The 18,681-nt window shown below is 69.5% G+C and carries 14 protein-coding genes and 1 pseudogene; 9 read left to right on the forward strand and 6 right to left on the reverse strand.

Annotated features, from left to right (window positions below; genetic code table 11):
* The first annotated feature begins 185 nt into the window (after window positions 1-185).
* From ACZ6TD_RS47625 to ACZ6TD_RS47635, 3 genes are read left to right on the forward strand one after another with little or no spacing between them, the layout of a single operon-like run.
* Window positions 186-2,243 (forward strand): hydantoinase/oxoprolinase family protein, encoded by a 2,058-nt coding sequence (locus ACZ6TD_RS47625; RefSeq protein WP_471348460.1) that lies wholly within the window; start codon window positions 186-188, stop codon window positions 2,241-2,243.
* A gap of 2 nt (window positions 2,244-2,245) precedes the next feature.
* Window positions 2,246-3,910 carry a hydantoinase B/oxoprolinase family protein gene (locus ACZ6TD_RS47630; RefSeq protein WP_471348461.1) on the forward strand — a complete coding sequence of 555 codons (1,665 nt, stop codon included), beginning with the start codon at window positions 2,246-2,248 and terminating at the stop codon, window positions 3,908-3,910.
* Window positions 3,910-5,292 carry an MFS transporter gene (locus ACZ6TD_RS47635; RefSeq protein ID WP_471348464.1) on the forward strand — a complete coding sequence of 461 codons (1,383 nt, stop codon included), beginning with the start codon at window positions 3,910-3,912 and terminating at the stop codon, window positions 5,290-5,292. Before ACZ6TD_RS47630 ends, ACZ6TD_RS47635 begins: the two co-directional genes overlap by 1 nt.
* Before the next feature lie 405 nt (window positions 5,293-5,697).
* On the opposite strand, the gene ACZ6TD_RS47640 is transcribed toward ACZ6TD_RS47635, so the two are convergent.
* On the reverse strand, window positions 5,698-6,651 hold the full coding sequence (locus tag ACZ6TD_RS47640; protein ID WP_471348466.1) for a LysR family transcriptional regulator: 954 nt from the start codon (window positions 6,649-6,651) through the stop codon (window positions 5,698-5,700).
* 131 nt (window positions 6,652-6,782) lie between these two features.
* On the opposite strand from ACZ6TD_RS47640, the gene ACZ6TD_RS47645 reads away from it, so the two are divergent.
* From ACZ6TD_RS47645 to ACZ6TD_RS47660, 4 genes are all read left to right on the forward strand, one after another.
* Window positions 6,783-7,694, forward strand: a complete 912-nt coding sequence (locus tag ACZ6TD_RS47645) for an ABC transporter substrate-binding protein (protein ID WP_471348468.1) — start codon at window positions 6,783-6,785, stop codon at window positions 7,692-7,694.
* Complete coding sequence (locus tag ACZ6TD_RS47650; protein ID WP_471348469.1) at window positions 7,691-8,626, forward strand: amino acid ABC transporter permease; 936 nt, start codon at window positions 7,691-7,693, stop codon at window positions 8,624-8,626. The genes ACZ6TD_RS47645 and ACZ6TD_RS47650 overlap by 4 nt, the downstream gene beginning before the upstream one ends.
* Window positions 8,623-9,387 carry an amino acid ABC transporter ATP-binding protein gene (locus ACZ6TD_RS47655; protein ID WP_471348470.1) on the forward strand — a complete coding sequence of 255 codons (765 nt, stop codon included), beginning with the start codon at window positions 8,623-8,625 and terminating at the stop codon, window positions 9,385-9,387. Before ACZ6TD_RS47650 ends, ACZ6TD_RS47655 begins: the two co-directional genes overlap by 4 nt.
* Before the next feature lie 99 nt (window positions 9,388-9,486).
* Window positions 9,487-10,647: an NAD(P)/FAD-dependent oxidoreductase gene (locus ACZ6TD_RS47660; RefSeq protein ID WP_471348472.1), complete on the forward strand. Its 1,161-nt coding sequence runs from the start codon at window positions 9,487-9,489 to the stop codon at window positions 10,645-10,647.
* A gap of 195 nt (window positions 10,648-10,842) precedes the next feature.
* Here ACZ6TD_RS47660 and ACZ6TD_RS47665 read toward each other — a convergent pair whose 3' ends face one another.
* The 3 genes from ACZ6TD_RS47665 to ACZ6TD_RS47675 all read right to left on the reverse strand — a co-directional run bounded on the left by ACZ6TD_RS47665 (window position 10,843) and on the right by ACZ6TD_RS47675 (window position 13,790).
* Window positions 10,843-11,025 carry a hypothetical protein gene (locus ACZ6TD_RS47665; RefSeq protein WP_471348474.1) on the reverse strand — a complete coding sequence of 61 codons (183 nt, stop codon included), beginning with the start codon at window positions 11,023-11,025 and terminating at the stop codon, window positions 10,843-10,845.
* Window positions 11,026-11,216: 191 nt separating this feature from the next.
* The gene (locus tag ACZ6TD_RS47670; RefSeq protein WP_471348475.1) at window positions 11,217-12,521 is read right to left on the reverse strand and encodes an MFS transporter; all 1,305 of its coding nucleotides are present in this window, start codon (window positions 12,519-12,521) and stop codon (window positions 11,217-11,219) included.
* 72 nt (window positions 12,522-12,593) lie between these two features.
* Window positions 12,594-13,790, reverse strand: a complete 1,197-nt coding sequence (locus ACZ6TD_RS47675; protein ID WP_471348477.1) for a dipeptidase — start codon at window positions 13,788-13,790, stop codon at window positions 12,594-12,596.
* Between the two features lie 1,124 nt (window positions 13,791-14,914).
* Between ACZ6TD_RS47675 and ACZ6TD_RS47680 the strand changes: the two genes are divergently transcribed.
* Window positions 14,915-15,985 (forward strand): oxidoreductase, encoded by a 1,071-nt coding sequence (locus ACZ6TD_RS47680; protein WP_471348479.1) that lies wholly within the window; start codon window positions 14,915-14,917, stop codon window positions 15,983-15,985.
* Between the two features lie 710 nt (window positions 15,986-16,695).
* Here ACZ6TD_RS47680 and ACZ6TD_RS47685 read toward each other — a convergent pair.
* Window positions 16,696-17,442, reverse strand: a complete 747-nt coding sequence (locus ACZ6TD_RS47685; RefSeq protein WP_471348482.1) for an IclR family transcriptional regulator — start codon at window positions 17,440-17,442, stop codon at window positions 16,696-16,698.
* Between the two features lie 217 nt (window positions 17,443-17,659).
* On the opposite strand from ACZ6TD_RS47685, the pseudogene ACZ6TD_RS47690 reads away from it, so the two are divergent.
* Window positions 17,660-18,251, forward strand: a pseudogene (locus ACZ6TD_RS47690) (IS5 family transposase); the annotation flags it as partial.
* 173 nt (window positions 18,252-18,424) lie between these two features.
* Here the strand turns inward: ACZ6TD_RS47690 and ACZ6TD_RS47695 are convergent.
* Window positions 18,425-18,673, reverse strand: a complete 249-nt coding sequence (locus ACZ6TD_RS47695) for a hypothetical protein (RefSeq protein WP_471348484.1) — start codon at window positions 18,671-18,673, stop codon at window positions 18,425-18,427.
* Window positions 18,674-18,681: the final 8 nt, after the last annotated feature.

An 18,681-nucleotide genomic window follows, 5' to 3' on the forward strand; every position in this document is an offset into this window, starting at 1 on the left:
CGACCATACGCGCCGCCGTCGAAGGCGGTCAATCGTCCGCGCGGTGTGCACCGTGTCAGCCGCGTGTTGCTGCGGCGAACAAGCTCGTCCAGAGCCTTGACCACCCTGATGTGGCTGCCTAGAGTGACGCCCACTTTCCGGGAACGTTCCCGGAACGGGAAGTCGATACCCATGAGAAGGCATCCATGAGCCTGAGAATCGGTGTGGACACCGGTGGCACCTTCACGGACGTGTGCGCGTACGACGAGGCGACCGGCCGGATCCACGTACGCAAGGTCTCTTCCACGCCGGACGACCCCGGCCGGGCCATCGTGCGCGGACTCGGCGAACTCCTCGACCAGATCGGCGGCCGAGAGACGGCCGAGGTCGGCTACTTCGCCCACGGCACCACGGTCGGCACCAACGCACTGCTCACCGGGCGCGGTGTGCGCACCGGCCTGATCACCACCCGGGGCTTCCGGGACCTGCTCGAACTCGGCCGCGGCCGCCGCCCGGACATGTACGACGCCCAGGCGGACAAGCCCGCCCCGTTCGTCCCCCGCGACCTGCGGATGGAGGTGACCGAGCGGGTCCGGCACGACGGCCGGGTGGAGATCCCACTGGACCCGGACGAGGTACGGGAGGCAGTGCGCGCCCTGAAGACCCAGGGGGTGGCCTCCGTCGCGGTCTGTCTGCTGTACGCCTACGTCCGCCCGGACCACGAACGGGCGATCGGCGAGATCATCCGCGATGAGATGCCCGAGGCCCACGTCTCGCTGTCCAGCGAGGTGCTGCCGGAGTTCCGTGAGTTCGAGCGGCTGTCCACCGTGGTCACCAACGCCTACATCGGGCCCGTGGTCGCCGACTACCTGGCCCGGCTGCGCTCCACGCTGGCCGCGTCCGGGCTCCGCTGCGACCCGCATGTGACCCAGTCCAACGGTGGCGTCATCCCGTTCGTCACCGCCGAACGGCTGCCGGTGCGACTGGTGCTGTCCGGTCCGAGCACCGGGGTGGTGGGCGCCGCGGCGATCTGCTCGGCCGCCGGGTTCGGCGACATCATCACCTTCGACATGGGCGGGACCTCCTCCGACGTCTCGCTGGTGCAGCACGGCGAGCCCAAGGTCACCGCAAGCCTGGAGATCGACGGGCGTCCGGTGCGCTCGCCCATGCTGGACATCCACACCGTGGGCGCGGGCGGCGGATCCGTCGCCTGGATCGACAGCGGCGGACACCTACGGGTGGGACCGACCAGCGCCGGCGCGTTCCCCGGTCCGGCCTGTTACGGCCACGGCGACGAGGCAACCGTCACCGACGCCAACGTGGTCCTGCGGGTGCTCAACCCCGAATACCTGCTCAACGGCCAGCTGAAGATCGACCATGCCGCCTCCCACCGCGCGGTGGCGCGTCTGGCGGAGCGGCTCGGCCTCTCCGTGCCGGACACCGCGCAGGGCATCATCGACGTCGTCACCGCCAACATGGCGCGGGCCATCCGGGTCATCTCGGTGCACCGCGGCTACGACCCGCGCGACTATGCGCTCGTGCCCTTCGGCGGCGCCGGTCCGCTGCACGCGGCCCGGCTCGCCGCCGAACTGGGCTGCACCACCGTCGTGGTCCCGGAGACCCCGGGCGCGCAGTCGGCGCTGGGGCTGCTGATGACCGATGTGCGCAGCGACTTCATGCGCACCCGGCGGGTGGCGGTGCACGAGGACACCGTCGACCAGCTGTCCGAGGTACTCGACGAACTGACCGCGAGCGCGACCGCCTGGTTCGACAGCGAGGACATCGACCCGGCCCGCCGGAGCATCACCCGAGGCGTGGACATGCGCTACCGGGGCCAGAACTACGAACTCGGCGTGCCCCTTCCGGACGGCCCGGTCACCGAGGACACCGTCCGCCGGCTGCGGGCGGACTTCCAGGACGCCCACGACCGCATGTACGGCTACCGGCTGGCCGACGAGTCCATCGAGGCGGTGACCTTCCGGGCGCAGGCGGTGGGCGCGGTCTCCCGCGCCGGGATCGTGCGGTCCGCGCCCCGCGGCGGCACTCCCGCCGAGGCGGTGACGGCCCGCCGCCAGGTGTATCTGAAGGAGACCGGCGCCCCGGTGGACTGCCCCGTGTACGACCGGGGACGGCTCGAGGTGGGACACCGGATCACCGGGCCGGCAGTCATCGAGCAGATGGACAGCACCACCCTGCTGCTGCCCGGCGACACCTGCGAGGTGGACGACCTGCGCAACCTGATCATTCGAACGCAAGGGAGCTGACCGTGGCGGCACAACGGGAACTCGACGGTGTCCTGGTCGAGGTGATCGGCTCGGCACTCGCCACCATCGTGGAGGAGATGAGCGGCACCCTGGTGCGGGCCGCGTTCTCCACCAACATCAAGGAACGCCGGGACTGCACCGCCGGGTTGTTCGACACCGCGGGCAACGGCATCGCCCAGGACGAGGGCGGTTCACCCCTGCACCTGGGCTCGCTGATGGGGATCGTCGGCTCCATCCTGGAACGGTTCCCGGTCGAGGAGATCAGGGACGGCGATGTCTTCATCGGCAACGACCCGTACAACGGCGGCGGCTCGCACCTGCCGGACATCGTGCTGGCCACCCCGGTCTTCGTGGCCGGAGAGCTGACTGCCTGGGCGGCCACCCTGGCCCATCACGCCGACTTCGGCGACCGCGGCCACGCCCATATCTTCCAGGAGGGGCTGCGCATCCCACCGGTGCGGCTGGTGCGGGCCGGGGTGCAGCAGGAGGAACTGCTCTCGCTGATCCTGCTCAACTGCCAGGTGCCGGACGAGCGCCGGGCCGACCTGCGGGCCCAGGAGTCCGCGAACCGGCTCGCGGTGCTGCGCTACCGGGAGCTGTGCGAGCGCTACGGCCGGGACGTCGTGGTGCGGTCCGGGGACGCACTGCTCGACTACACCGAGCGGCGCACCCGGGCCGCGATCGGCGCCATCCCCGACGGCTCCTACCACTTCACCGACCTGTTCGACTGCCCGGAGCTGGACGTGGAGCGCGAACTGCGGGTGGCCGTGCGCGTCGCCGGGGAGGAGATGTTCTTCGACTTCGCCGGCAACCCACCGCAGGTGCGGGCCAGCGTCAATGTGGTGTGGACCGCGCTGTACGCCACCGTCTACTACTCGGTCAAGAGCCTCATCGACGCCGACATCGTGCCCAACGCCGGGATGTACCGCGCCATCCACATCGACGCGCCCACCGGCTCGATCGTCAACTGCCGCTATCCGGCGGCGGTCAACGGGCGCAGCGAGACCTGCCAGCGCATCGTCGACCTGATCCACGGCGCACTGGCCCCCGCCGTACCGGACCGGGTCACCGCGGCGAGCAACGGCGCCAACACCGGGGTGCACTTCTCCGGACTCAACCCGCTCACCGGCAAGGAGTTCGTCTATCTGGAGACCATCGGCGGCGGCTCCGGCGCCCGGGCCACCAAGGACGGACTGGACGGGGTGCAGGTCCACATGACGAACACCTCCAACCTGCCGGTGGAGAGCCTGGAGACCGAGTACCCGCTGGTCATTGAGGCGTACGAGCTGATCGACGACTCCGGCGGCGCGGGGGAGTTCCGCGGCGGCCTCGGCATCCGGCGGACGGTGCGGGTGGAGAGCGACGAGGTGCACTTCTGGGTGGATACCAGCCGTCAGACCTCCCACCCCTGGGGGCTGCGCGGGGGCACCGAGGGCGCCACGGCGAAGGTCGTGCTCAGCGAGGGCGCCCGGCCCGTCGACCACGGGTACACCGTGCTGCGGCCGGGCGAGAGTGTGACCATCGAGACGGCGGGGGCGGGCGGCTACGGCCGTCCGCGGGACCGCGCCCCCGAGGCCGTCGCCCGTGACCTCGCCGAAGGCAAGATCTCCCGCCGTGCGGCGGAATGTCACTACCCAGGCCACCTCGGCTGTCCGGGGGAGCGCTGATGAACACCGCCGACGCCTCCCCCCGCGCTGCCGTTCCCGCCAGGAGCACCCGGCGCCGGGTGTACGGGTCCACCATGATCGGCAACGTCGTCGAGTACTACGACTTCACCCTGTACGGAACGCTGGCGGCGGTGCTGGCCAAGCTGTTCTTCCCGTCCGGCGACGGGATGGTGGCGCTGTTCTCCACCTACGTCGGGGTGTCGCTGTCCTACTTCATCCGCCCGCTCGGAGCGGTGCTCCTCGGGCCGCTCGCCGACCGCAGGGGCCGCCGCGGGGTACTGATCCTCACCCTCTCCCTGATGAGCGTCGGCACCGCCGGGATCGGTCTGCTGCCCACCTACGCGGCGATCGGGGCGGCCGCGCCCGTCCTGCTGCTGTTCTCCCGGGTACTCCAAGGGCTGGGCGCCAGTGTGGAGTACACCACCGCCGCCCAGTTCCTGCTCGAGCACGAACCCGGCAGCCGGCGCCGCAACTACCTGGCCGGGCTGATGAACGCGACCTGTTCGGTGGGCTCGCTGCTCGGCTCCGGCGTCGCCTTCGTGCTCACCGTCGTCATGCCGGCGCCGACCTTCGAGAGCTGGGGATGGCGGATCCCCTTCCTGCTGGCCATCCCTATGGCGTTCATCGGCTTCTACATCCGCAACCGGCTCGACGAGACCCCCGAGTTCGAGCAGATGAAGCGGCAGGTCGACGCCGTCGAGGCGAAGCAGACACCGCTGCGGGACGCGGTGCGCCTGTACTGGCGCGACATGCTCAAGGCCATCGGGCTGGGGGCCGGACAGCGCATCGGCTCGTACACCATCCAGGCGTACCTGGTGACTGCCCTGATCAGCGCGGGATTCCCCACCTCGCTGGCGCTGCTGGCCTCCATGCTCACCTACGCCGTGGGACCGCTGCCCAGCGTCTGGGGCGGGGTGCTGGCGGACCGGTACGGCGCCCGGCTGCCGCTGCTGGTGGGCTATGGCCTGTTCGTGGTACTGACCGTGCCCACCTTCATGGCCATCGGCAGCAGGTCCATCGTCCTGGCCACTCTCGCGGTCGTGGTGTTCACGGTGCTCAACAACCTGGTGGCGGCACCGCTGAACGTCGCCTGCGTGCTCAGCTTCCCACCGGAGGTGCGGTCCAGCGCGGCCGCGCTCAACTTCAACGTCGGCACCTCGCTGATCGGCTCGACGGCCGGTCTGGTCGCCGTCTGGCTGCACGACTTGACGGGCAGCGATGTGAGCTTCGGCTGGTACATGACGGCCGCGTGCGCCGTCTCCGCCCTGGTGGCCGTCTTCGCCCTGCCGGCGGCCGTCGACTACCGGGAGCCCGACTGGGCCTCGGGGACCATCGGTACCGCGGTTGTCGGCGAGAACGAGCACGGCCGGCCGGCACACTGATCCGCTCCGCCGCTGGGGTTCGCTGAAACGGCGCCTGACCGGCCCCGGAGGCCGACTGCGTCGTCGCCCATCGGGCGGACCCGACGCTGCCCGGCGACCTGATGGGGCGCTGCCGGTGCCGGAAGGGCGCGCGGTTCTCGGAGCCGGAGCGGAACCCCCGTACACAGACCGCGCAGCCCGCGGGCGAGGTAGGGCACCGAGAAATGACCACGGTCAGCGGGGACATCCCGGACGAGGGCATCGGCCACCGACGCCGCGCCGGGGACACGCCCGCCGTGGGCGGTCGATGACCTGTCGTCCAAGGTCTGGCCCACGGCGGGCCACCCCGGTGCCGGGCGATGTCGCCCGGCGCGCCGACGCGGAGTCCGGCTACCGCGGCACGTATCGCTGCCGACGCACCGCTGTTCAGCCGGTGACCACGGGGCCCTCGCCTTCGCCCCGCGCGGGCAGGGCGGCCGCGGCGGTGTGCAGGAGGGCGATGGCCTGAGGGAGGAAGGGGTTGGGGTCGGTGGTACGCCGGGTGGCATAGACCCGACGGGTGTGGGCGGAGTCGGTGAGCCGGACGAGGCGGGTGCCGGATCCGTCGGGTGAGGTGGAGGTGCCCACGACGGCGAGTTCCGGTGCTATCGCCACCCCCAGGCCCTGCCGGACCAGTTCGTAGGGCAGGTTGTAGTCGTTCGTACGGAAGAGCACCTCGGGCAGGAAGCCGCCGGCCGCGCAGATGTGGCGCAGGCAGTGAGCGGCGTCGGTGTCCTCGTGGTAGCTGATCCAGCGCTCGTCCCGCAGGTCGGCGAGGCGGATGTGCGGCCGTCCGGCGAGGGGATGTTCCGCGGGGAGGAGGAGGTAGAGCGGCTCTTCCCGTACCAGCGTGTGTTCCAGGCCCTCGGGCCAGCTGTGCGGTACCACGCCGTACTCGAAGACCACCGCGAGATCCAGTCGCCCCTCCAGCACCGCGGGCACGGTGACCTGCGGGTCGCCTTCCTCGTAGCGGACGTCGACCTCGGGCCGGTCGCGGAGGAACCCCGTCAGCACCGTCGGCATCAGCCGGAACCCCGCGGACCAGAAGCTCCCCAGCCGCAGCCGCCCTCGCTCGGCCGCGGCGTAGGCGCGCATCTCGTTCTCCGTCGCCGACAGGTCGGCCAGCAGCTGTCCCGCGCGCAGGGCGAGCTGGAGCCCGGCCGCGGTGGGGCGCACGCTGCGCGGTGAGCGCTCGAAGAGCGAGACGCCCAGGGCGCGCTCGACCGCGGAGATCTGCTGGGAGACGGCGGAGGGGGTGTAGCCGAGGCGCTGGGCGGCCGTACGGAACGAGCCTGCGGCGACCACCTCGCATATCGCCTGAAGCTGCGGCGGAGTCAGCATCAAACGAACTTAACACTCCGCGTGGAAACGTTCATTCTCCCTGTTCTTGCCCAGGTCGCCGCCATCCCGCAGATTGGGCGTTCACCAGCCCCGCTCCGGTCTTCTGACCAGCGGACCAGAAGGGAGGTACCGTGCCCGGAAGGCATGCGCGAGCCCGCGCCACCGCACTTCCCCTCGCGCTCGCGACGCTGCTCACGTTGACCCTGACGGCCTGTGGCGGCACCGCGACCGTCAACCAGTCCAAGGTGCCCGAGCAGCGTGTCGACCCCGCACTCCGTGCCCTGCTGCCCCGGGACATTCGCGACAGAGGGTCGATCACTTCGGCTGTCGGCAACGACTACCCACCGCTGTCCCTCCTGGACATCGACAACAAGACCGTCATCGGCGCCGAACCCGACCTCATTCACGCGGTCGGCCAAATCCTCGGCGTCCGCGTGCACCTGGTGCAGGCGAACTTCGACAGCATCATCGGCGGTGTCCGGTCCCGACGCTACGACGTGGCGATCCAGGCCATGCTCGACAAGAAGGAGCGCCAGTCGCAGGTCACGTTCGTCGATTACATGAAGACCAGCAGCTCGATCCTCGCCTCCAGGAAGGCCGCCGGGAACATCCGCTCACTCACCAGCCTGTGCGGCAGCCAGGTGGCCGTCGAGCAGGGCACCTCGCAGGTGGACGATGTGGCGGCGCAGGCCGAGAAGTGTGCGGCAAACGGCAAGCCGGGGCTGGAGAAACTGGTCTTCCCCGACTCCGTCGGCTGCTTCCAGGCGCTGTCCACGGGCCGCGCCGACGCGTTCGTCGGCGGCACCCCCACCGTCGTCTACCAGGCGGAGATGTCGCACGGAAGGTTCCGTACGGCCGGTGAGCCGTACCGCTTCCTGCCCTACGGAATCCTGATCAACAAGGAGGAGCCGGCCTTGGTACGGGCTATCCGCGGTGCCCTGCAGAAACTCATCGACAACGGCACCTACGCGAAGATCCTCAAGCAGTGGAACATCAGCTCCGGAGCCCTGAAGAGCGCCACGGTGAACGGGGGTGCGGCATGACCGAGACCCTCATCCGGGCGGACTCCGGCGACGCCGCCGAGTCCCTGCGCCCCGTCCCGCCGCGCCGTCCGGGGCAGCGCGTCGCCGCGGTCGTCGTGGCCTTCCTGCTGGTCTTCCTCCTGGAGGGCTGGATCACCAATCCCCGTATGCAGTGGGGGACCGTCGGTGAGTTCCTCTTCTCGCCAGTGATTATGGAGGGGCTGCGGACCACGCTGCTGCTGACGTGCCTCGCCATGGCAGTCGGCATCCTCGGCGGCGTCGTCCTCGCCATCCTGCGGATGTCCGCCAACCCGATACTCTCCCAGCTCAGCTGGTGCTACATCTGGCTCTTCCGCGGCACCCCGCTGCTGGTCCAGCTCCTCTTCTGGTATTTCCTCTCCGCGGTCGTCCCCACCATCGGCCTCGGCATCCCCTGGGGGCCGACATTCGTGCGGGCCGACACGAACGACCTCATCACCCAGCTCACCGCCGCCGTCCTCGGCCTCGGGCTGCACGAGGCGGCGTACATGGCCGAGATCGTCCGCGCGGGCATCACCTCCGTCGACGACGGCCAGAACGAGGCCGCCCAGGCGCTGGGCATGTCCCGCGGACAGACCCTGCGCCGCATCGTGCTACCGCAGGCACTGCGCATCATCATCCCGCCCACCGGCAATCAGGTGATCTCCATGCTGAAGACCACCTCGCTGGTCTTCGCGATCGCCGTGCCCGAACTGCTGACCTCGATCCAGGGCATCTACTCACGCAATTTCCAGCAGGTTCCGCTGCTGGTCGTCGCCTGCTTCTGGTACCTCGTGGCGACCTCCGTGCTGGGCGTCGGCCAGTACTACCTGGAACGGCGCTTCGGCCGCGGCGCTCACCGCGACCTGCCGCCCACCCCGCTCCAGCGGTTGCGCGCCGCGGCCCGGAACCACCGTAAGGAGAGCGCACGTTGACACCAGCCGTGATCAGAGCCGAGCGCGTGCACAAGAGCTTCGGCCGCACCGAAGTGCTCAAGGGCATCGACCTGACCGTCGCCCCCGGGGAGGTGATGTGTCTGGTGGGCCCCTCCGGGTCCGGCAAGTCCACCTTCCTGCGCTGCGTCAACCATCTGGAGACCATCGACCGGGGACGCCTGTACGTCCGTGACGAGCTCGTCGGCTACGAAGAGCGGGACGGCAAGCTCCACGAGCTGAGAGAGAAGGCCGTCGCACGACGCCGCCAGGGCATCGGCATGGTCTTCCAGCGCTTCAACCTCTTTCCGCACATGACCGCGCTGGAAAACGTCATCGAGGCCCCCGTCCAGGTCAGGAAGGTGCCGAAGAAACAGGCACGCGAACGCGGCGCGGAACTGCTCGACCGCGTCGGCCTCGCCGACAAGGCGGGCAGCTACCCCGCCCAGCTCTCCGGCGGCCAGCAGCAGCGGGTGGCCATCGCCCGCGCGCTGGCGATGAAGCCCGAACTGATGCTCTTCGACGAGCCCACCTCCGCGCTCGACCCCGAACTCGTCGGAGAGGTGCTGGAGGTGATGCGAGCGCTCGCCGACGATGGCATGACCATGGTCGTCGTCACCCATGAGATGGGCTTCGCCCGCGAGGTCGGCGACTCGCTGGTGTTCATGGACGACGGAGCCGTCGTCGAGACCGGCCCGCCGGCGGACGTGCTGAGCGACCCGCGCCACGAACGCACCCGCGCCTTCCTCAGCAAGGTTTTCTGACCACCTCGCCGGGATTCTCCGTCCCTCCCCGGCAGGGTTTCCCGACCGCCGGGCGCGCTCTCCGACCGCCCACACCTGACCGCCACCGAAGGAGTCTCCATGACCCGTGCCCTCGTCATCGGCGCCGGAGTGATAGGCGCCGCCACCGCCCACCGCCTGGCCGAGGCAGGTGTCCGCGTCACCGTGCTCGACGCCGGCGGTCGCACGCCGGGCACCTCCAGCGCCACCTTCTCCATCGACGTCACCCATCTGAAGACCCCCCACTCCTACTTCCTGCTCAACCGGCGCAGCGCCGCGCTCCACCGGGAGCTGGAACACGAGATCCACGGGGGCACAGGAGCCGTCGGCTGGCGCCATCCCGCGCCGCTCGTCCAGTGGGGCCACACCGAGGAGGAACAGCGCGTCCTCCGCGCGCGTGCCGAGCGCCTCGCGGGCTGGGGGCACCCCTGCCGCACCGCCGACCCCGGCGAGCTGCGCACTCTCGCACCTGCCGTTGACCCTGCCTCCTGCCGCGCCACCGAACTCGTCGTGCACGACGACGCCGCCTGGTACGACGCCCCCCTCCTCGCGCGCACCCTCCTCGACCGGGCCGCGGCCCTGGGCGCCGACATCCGCTACGACAGTCCCGTCACCGCCTTGCTGCTGGACGGTGAGCGGGTACGCGGCGCCGAGGCACGGGGCCGGCGCTTCGAGGCCGACCACATCGTCAACTGTGCGGGCCCCGACGCCGGGCGCATCGCCGAACTCGCCGGGGTACGGCTACCGTTGCGCCAGATCCCCGGTCTGGTGGGCGAGTCCGTCCCGCTCGCCGAGCCGCTGCGCGCCATTGTCGCGACCCCCGGCGTCGATCTGCGCCCCGCCCCGGGCAACCGGGTCTGCGCCATCTCCTGGCCGGTCGACGCCCTCCTCGCCCCGACCGCGTCAACTGATGTGCCGCCCGAAGCGGACCTCCTCAGCCGGTGCGCCGCGATCCTGCCCGCCTTCCGCTCCCTGGGGGGTACCCGGATCGGTGTCCGCCCCGTTCCCGAAGACGGCCTTCCCCTGGTCGGCCCGCATCCCCAGGCTCCCGGCCTCTACACCATCACCACCCACAGCGGCGTCACCCTCGCCCCGCTCCTCGCCGCCCTCGCCGCCGCTGAACTCACCACATCCCTGCCCGAACCCACCCTGGCTCCTTACCGCCCTGACCGTGACACCTCACACCCCATCCGGGACGAAAGCCTGGCAGTGATGAGCGGGCACCGCGCCGAAGCCGGTTGAGTTCTCACGTCTGATGACACGGAGTGCCCTGGCCCAGGCGCGATGATCGGGCCAGGCCATGGACACGCGGGACACTCACGACAAGGACCACCTCCTGGACAACCGACCGGCCGATGCTGGCCGCGTCCGGTGCTCACCCATCCGCTGATAGTCACTCTGGCCGGAGCCGCGGCAGGGGCCCTATCCGATGGGGCCTCACTGCCAGGGGTCGCTGCGCCGCCGCTGCGGAGGCTCGCGCCTGGCGATAGCGCGAGCGCCAGGCCGCGGCCGCTTGTTCCTGCCGAGGCTGTCGTCACCGAAATGCACTCCGGGCGAGGAGATGGACAACACGGCGGCGGCCACATCGGTGTCGACCATCAGTTCCAGGGCCGCGTCCACGGAGGCTCCCACCTACGGATGGATCACCCGGCTCGGGGTCTACCGCCTTACCGCAAACGTGCACGGGGCGACGGTGCATGCCAGCCGATGAACGATGTTGGAAAGCCGTGTGCGGGAGAACCGCACGCATGGTTTGAAGCGGCGGGGACTGGAAACGGAGCGGAAGCCACCGCGCCAGTCCCCGACCCTACTTAGGGGGTGGGTCGTAGGCTGGAAGATTCGCGGTCGTGTTTGTGTGGCTGGGGTGTGGTTGTCGTGTGGTTGCGAGTTTCGGGTAGTGCGGTGGTGATGATGATGAGTGCGGCGGCTGCGAGGGCTGCGATGTAGGTGCCGGGTGCCAGTTGCCCGAAGTGTTGGGTGAGGAGCGCTCCGAGGAGTGGGGCAGTGCCGCCGAATACGGCGTAGGCGGTGTTGTAGGCGAGTGCTGTGCTGGTGGTGCGGATGTGGGGTGGGACGAGTTCTATGGCCATGACGGTGGCTGGCATGCCGATGAGGGCGGCGGGGATGATGAGCAGGGTTTCTGCGGCCAGTGTGGTGAGGAGTGTTCCGTAGCTGGCGAGGATGTAGGCGGGTACGGAGCCCGTGACTGCGATAACCACTCCGGTGATCAGTAGTGGTTTGCGTCCGATGCGGTCGGTGAGGGCGCCGGTGAGGATGCACAAGCCTGTACACAGGAGGAGGGCGGTGCCGCCTGCGACGAGTACGGTGACCTCGGGGAGGCCGCCGGTGGTGATGAGGTAGGTGGGCAGGTAGCCCAGGAGGTTGTGGACGACCACGGCGAGGAGGGCGAAGATGGTGAACAGGACGAGGAAGAGGCGCCAGTTGCGGAATGACTCCCTGACGGGGCTGGCCGAGGTTCCGCCGCGGGCTTCCAGGTTCCGGAAGGTGCTGGTCTCCTCGAGGCTGAGGCGCATGTAGAGGCCGACCAGGGCCATGAGGCCTCCGAAGAGGAAGGCGATCCGCCAGGTCCATTCCGTGTAGGCGTGTGGTGATGCCGAGTGGAGGGCGAGGAGCGCGAAGGCGGCGAATGCGGAGCCGATGAAGGAGGCGCTGCCTACGGCGCTGATCCACAGTCCGCGCCTGTTCGCAGGGGCTTGTTCCATGACGTAGGACGCTGCGCTGGTGTATTCGGCTCCCATTGATATCCCTTGGGCGAGCCGGCAGCACAGCAGCAGCAGCGGGGCGGCGATCCCGGCTGTGCTGTAACCGGGCAGCAGCGCGATCGCGGCGGTCGAGATCGCCATGATCAGTACCACGGTGGACAGCGCGGTGCGCCGGCCAAGACGGTCGCCGATGCTGCCGAAGACGGCGGCGCCGACAGGGCGGACCACGAAGGCGATGCCGTAGACGGCTAGGGTCGACAGGATCGCCAGGGTCGGATTGTCTTCGGGGAAGAAGTGTTCGGCGATGATTGTCGCTGAGGAGCCATAGATGACGAAGTCGTAGGATTCGACGGCGTGGCCGATCATAGCGGCGCTGAGAATTTTCTTTTGCACCACTGCTCCGTGAGAGAAGGATTGGAAGTTGTGAGGATGCTCCTGGCGTGCGCTGCTGCGTTTGTCAGCGGTTCACCAGATTTTCTCGAGCACCCGCAGTGCGTTGCCGCCGATGACTGCTGAGATGTCCTTGTCCGAGTATCCGTGCTTCACGAGCCAGCGGGTGATGTTGCGGAAGCATTCGCCGGGGTTTTCCAGCCCGGCTACGGATTCGATGGCCTCGAATTCGGGGCCCGATCGGATGGTGTCGGTGACTCCCCATTTGTGACTCATCACGTGGTGCAGGTCCAGATGGTCCCCGAAGAAGGTGTCCGGGCCGAATCCGACGTGCTCGATGCCGACCAGGTTGACGCAGTAGCGGAAGTGGTCCATCACGGACTCGATGGTGTGGCGGCGGTGCTGCGGGCTGACGGTGGTGTAGGGGGCCGCTTCGATGCCGATCATGCCGCCTTTTTCGGCGCAGGCGCGGATGACCTCGTCGGGTTTCATCCGCGCGGTGTTCCACACTCCCCGTGCCCCGGCGTGCGTGATCAGTACGGGTTTGTCGCTGGCCTCGATCACCTCGAGCGCGGTCCGGTCCCCGGCGTGTGAGAGGTCGATGGCGATGCCGAGCTGGTTCATCCGGCGGACCGCGCGCCGTCCGAGCGAGGTCAGGCCCCCGTCTGTCTTCTCTCGCAGACCACTGCCGAGGGAGTTCGCGTCGCTGTAGGCGATGCCGATCTGCCGGACGCCCAGTCCGTGGAGCACGTCGAGCCGGTCGATCTCGTTCTCGATCAGCGCCGCTCCCTCGAGGCCGGCGACCACGGCGAGTTGGCCTTCGGCGTGCGCGCGCCGGATGTCGGCGACCGACTCGGCGCGGATGACGTAGTCCTGGTGGGCGAAGTCGCAAAAGCGCATTCCAAGGTCGGTGATGACGTCGTCCCACTTCCACCCGTTCCGGGACTCGCAGGCGCCCCAGCCGAGGTTGTCGAACACGGCGTCCAGTCCGGACCGGCTCAGTCCTTCGTAGCCGTAGGCGAGGCGGGCCTCGCGGTTCCACTGGAGCAGTTCCGTCTTGGCCTTCTGAGGGAGGCGTACCGGGTGGTCGTGGAGCGATACCGCGATGTTTTCGGTCAGGAGGCGCTCGGCCCGTTCCTGCTCATCGGCGGTCAGTCCGAGGTGGTGCTCCGGCAGCCGGTCCACATCGGCCGAGGGCGTGAACTCGGTGTAGTCCTTTCCGGCTTCCAGGTACGAGAAGGACTGGTAACCGGTATAGCGCTTGGTTGCCATGGCGACTTCGCCTCCATACGAGTGTGGGCGTTCTGCTTGCGGAACAGCGTGCTGCTGGTGGGACGCGTGTGAGGGTCCCGTGGAGAAGGGAGGGCAGCGAGGCATGTGGAGTGCCCAAGCCGTGCGGCACCAAAGCCCCGGAGCGACGCGACTCGGCCTTGTCGCGACCGTGGCGGCGGTGACGGTGACCCGCCGGGCGATGCCCGCAATGCCACGAGGCGCGGCTGGATTCGGCGGCGCCGGGACAGGTTCTGCGTATGCGATGTGTCGCTCAGGGGGCCTCGTCGTCCAGGCAGCGCTCATGGCGTAAATCCTGTTGTTCAGGACTACGGAACATCCGTGCTGCATTACGGAACGAATCTGTACGGAGCGCGGCGGTTCTGTCAACCACTGCGCGGGACTCTCCTTCGGCCGGAGGTGGTCGGAGGGGAGGTGGTGAAGATCGGTGTCGTGGGTGGTGCCGTCCTCGCTCGCGGGTGTCGGCCGGTTGCGGTTCGGCCCGTTGCTGAAGGCGGGCATCTCGCGGGCGCGAGTCTCAAGGCCCCGGCCGTGTACCCCGAGGTCCTGCTGGTCGGCACCGGCCGTCCGGCCGGGGGAGGCATGGCGGTCCGGCTGCCGCCGGAGCCGTGCGGCGGCTGTGCCGTCCCGGTGTCGGCGTCGCCGCGCCGCCCGTGCCGGTGCCGGGGGCCGCTCCGTGCGGTGGGTGTCCTCGGTGGCGTCGGTATCCGTCATGCCGGAGGTGGCTGGGTGTCGGCCGGCCGTACTCGGTTTCTGCCCCCGTCCTTCCGCCTGGCGTCAGGGCCACCTCGTCCAGGCCGGGTGTCGCCCCGTCCGGATCGATCGGGGCCTCGCGCTGGACGGCGCGCTCGTGGAGGAGCGGCCCGGGCCCCTTTTCCTGCTCACCGGGGCCGGCGACCGGCGGTTGACGATCGAGCGGCACCGCCCCTATTGTTCCGTACTCCGGCACGCTGTTCAACATAGCGGTCCGATGGGAGCCGCATGCCCATGTCAGGAACTACGCGGCGAGTCGGGGTAGGGGGCTGCGTCGTCGTGGTGGAAGAGCCCAAAGTCGCCGCCGGGCTTGTTGCGGCGGTCATGTAGGAAGCAGCAGAGAGGTATAGCCGATGACGACGGCATCCATGGCCTGGACCCCGATTCGCCTCAGGGAGCTGTCGGTGCCCAACCGGGTGTGGCTCTCACCGATGTGCCAGTACTCCGCGGACAGGTCCGGCGCCCCGGCCGACTGGCACATTGCCCACTACGGGGCCCGGGCGGCAGGGGGTGTGGGCATGGTCATGGTCGAATGCACCGCCGTCGCCCCCGACATGCGCACCACGGCACAGGATCTCGGGCTGTACACCGAGGAGCAGGTGATCGGCCACCGGCGATTGGCGGACGCCATCACCTCGATCGGGTCGGTGGCGGCGGTCCAGCTGGGGGTCGCGGGTCGCAAGAGCTCGCACGGCGTGCCGTGGGCGAACGACGGGACCCGGAACGCGATACCACCGGAGGACGGCGGGTGGCAGCCGCTTGCGCCTTCCTCGGTCGCGTTCGCCGGCCTGGCGGTTCCGACCGAGATGACCACGAAGGACGGAACGCGGGTGCTGGAGGACATCGAGCGGGCCGCCCGCAACGCCCATCGAGCGGGGTACGGGGCCATCGAACTGCATGGGGCGAACGGATATCTGCTCCACGAGTTCCTCTCGCCGCTGGCCAATCACCGTACCGACGAGTGGGGAGGCGACCCGGAGCGGCGGATGCGGTTCCCGCTGGAGATGGTGAAGGCCCTTCGCGCGGGCTGGCCGGAGGACAAGCCGGTCCTCGTCCGTCTGCCCGCCGCGGATCTGCTGGAGGGCGGTCTCACCACGGACGATATGGTCCTGGTCGCGACCCGCATGGGCGAGGCGGGCGTTGACATGATTGACCTCGTGACCGGCGCGCTCGTCCCGGAGGCCCTCCGGGTTGCCGAGCCCTTGCACAACGCCCAGTACGGTCCGCAATTTCGTGCGGCAGGGGTCCTCATGGCGGCGTCCGGCATGATTTCGCAGGCGCCCCACCTCGATCAGGCGATCCCGGAGCTGGTGGATGCGGTGCTGGTCGGCCGGGCGATGCTGCGCGACCCCTATTGGGCGCTGCGCGCCCTTGACGCGGAGCCGCGCGCGTCGTGGCCGAAGCAATACCATCGCGCGTTCTGAGGTACGCGCATCGCCCGCAGGCCGCCGTCGTATCCCCCAGGATGCGAAGACCCGGAAGCGGCGGACAGTTGCCGCTGGGCGAGGTGGGCCGATTAGCCCTCACCCAGGAGATCTGAGCTTGATGTGCGATCTCGCCGCTGTTCCAGGCGGGCGTGTTCGGTGAGGGCTTCGGTTCGTTTCACGGTCTTCCTGGGTTCGTGTCGTGGGGCTGGCCGACGGTTTTCCGGGCCGAGTGGGTGTTCGGGCCCGGGCCGGGAGGGTTTGGGGGCCGGGGTCCGGCGGGGGTGAGCGGCGGTCGTCAGCCAGGTCGAGTTCATCCCGGGTCATGCCCCGGGATGCCGGCCCACCGGGTTCGACGGGCGGATCGGCCAGGACGCAGGCGAGGCGGGTGACGTCGTAGCCGGTGTCCCTCGGGATGGGGGTGTCCGCGTCGTTCGCTGGTTTTCGGAGCGGTTCGCCTCCGGAGCGCTCGGTGGCCCCGGTGCCTGCGCCGTCCCAGTCCATACCGCCGTCGCGTGGGTCTGCCCCCGCACCGGCCTCGGCTCGTGCTGACGTGCCGGGAGAGGGGGAGCCGCCGGGAACATGGCCTCGGACCCGGACCTGCCGGTGGTCTGGCACAGGACGCGAGGGCCGCAGCCTCTGGTCGGGGGCGCGGCCCTCGCCTGTCCACCACAGAACGCGGCTGACCGGGGGCGGTGAGGATGACGCGGTCAGATGGCGGAGACCAGCCGGCTGATCTCATCGGCGGCCGCGGTGGTCAGCTGTGCCAATGCCTTTTCCTGCGAGGGTTCGTAGCGCATCTCCGGCATGGAGAGCACGAGGGCGGCAATGGGCCGTCCCGCAAAGCCGGTGACAGCCGCGCCGATGGAAGCCACGTTCGGACGAAACCACGTGGAAATGTTGACCGCGTAACCCCGCTCGGCAGTCCGGACGATCTCCTCTCGGAGCTCTTCGGAACTCCATAGGGGCTCGGTGAACTCATTGACGTCGTGTTTCAGTATTTCCTCGGTCTCCGCCGGCTCCAGGCGTGCCAGGATCGCGACTCCCGACGAGGTGGCTCGAAGGGGCAGACGCGTGCCGGTCTCGACGAACACGCGGACGGCATGTGTGCTGTCTTCTCTCGTGATGATGATGACGTCGTCCCCGTCGCGAAGCGCGAAGTGAACCGTCTCATCGGTCTCGGCCGCGAGGCGCTTGATCACTGGTCCCGCAAGATCACGCAGATCCTGCTCGCCGGCCCCGCGCAGCCCGACGGACAGAGCCTTCATCGTCACGCCCCACCGCGCGCCGCGGCCAGAGTCAACGATCCTCAGCCAGCCGGCCTGCTGGAGAGTGACCAGGCACCGCTGAACCGAGCTCTTCGGAATCCGGGTGGCTCGCGAGAGCTCCGACACGCCAATCGGTTGCCGTGCGGCAACCTCCTCGAAGATACGGAGGGTGCTCAGGACGCTGTTCATTGATCGCACTCTGCTGGTCGTCCTGTCCGGTGCGGTCACATCATCCCCCTTGTCTGCCAATCAGACGGGAGCGTACCAGTTTACGCAACACCGTTTCGCATCACGGTACGGCTGTTTGAGGCGCTTCCGGGTCACTGTGGTCGGCTGACGCCCGGCGGCCGGACCGTGAGGAACGCGCGCTCCGGCTCGCCGCCTACCGCGCCGACTACGCGCCCGGTGGAGCCGGGTGCGAGCCTGGGCCCGGCTCCACCGCGTCATCCTCGATGGGCCGGGAGCCTGCGGCGGGCTGGACGGGCCCCGATGCGCCATGGACGCGGTCAGCGTCCGAGCGGCAAAAAAGGGGGGCACTGACGGGGCCGGATCCGACCGACCGCGGTAAGAACGGATCGATAATCCACCTGGTCACCGATCCGGAACGCACTGCCGCTCCGCCTCGGTATCCCGGCCGCCGACCTGCACGACAGTCAGGCCCTGACGCCCCTGGCCGCCGGTATCCCGTCGATCCGCTCACGCCGCGGACCGCGTCGGCGGCCCGGAAGGTTGCCCGCGGACTAGGGCTCGGCTACGACCACCTGCGGCGATGGCTTCCAAGCCGTGGCATCACCCACCGGATCGCCCGTAAAGGCGTGGAGTCCTCGCAACGACGCGGACGCCACCGCTGGGTCGTGGAGCGAACGGTTTCCTGGCTGGCCGGCTGCCGACGCCTGCATCGCCGCTACGAACGCAAGCCCGAGCACTTCCTCGCATGCGCCGGCATAGCCGCCGCTCGCATCACCCACCGCCGACCCACCAAAGGAAACGACGCCTGATATGCCCGGTTCGACGGCGTGGCACGGGCTGCCCTCCGGCATGGGCTCACTGCGCTTTCCGCGGGCAGGCGGCCCACGGAGCCGCCCCGGTCTTCACTTTCCATCGCGCGCCGATGAGGGACCGCCGGCCGGAGGCGGCGGACAGGGCCCTGCCGGCCGGCGGTCGTTCGGGGTTACACGAAGAACTCTCCGTGGTCGGCTTTGTCGATCAGAAGGATCACGAGCGGGGCGTACTGGCTGTGCCCGCCTTGGCGCGAGGACACGGCCCCACGCCCGGCGCTGCCCCGCGCGGCACGGCGGTGAATGGTCGTGCGCGGAGGACGGGTGCCGATGCGGCCCCCGGCAGTCAGGTTGCGGGGCAGGGCCGGGACCGGGCGGCCAGGACTTTCGCCGCCGCTCGCCGTGGGGTCACCTTCGTTCATCGCGGGAG

The organism is Streptomyces yongxingensis, from assembly GCF_055597465.1.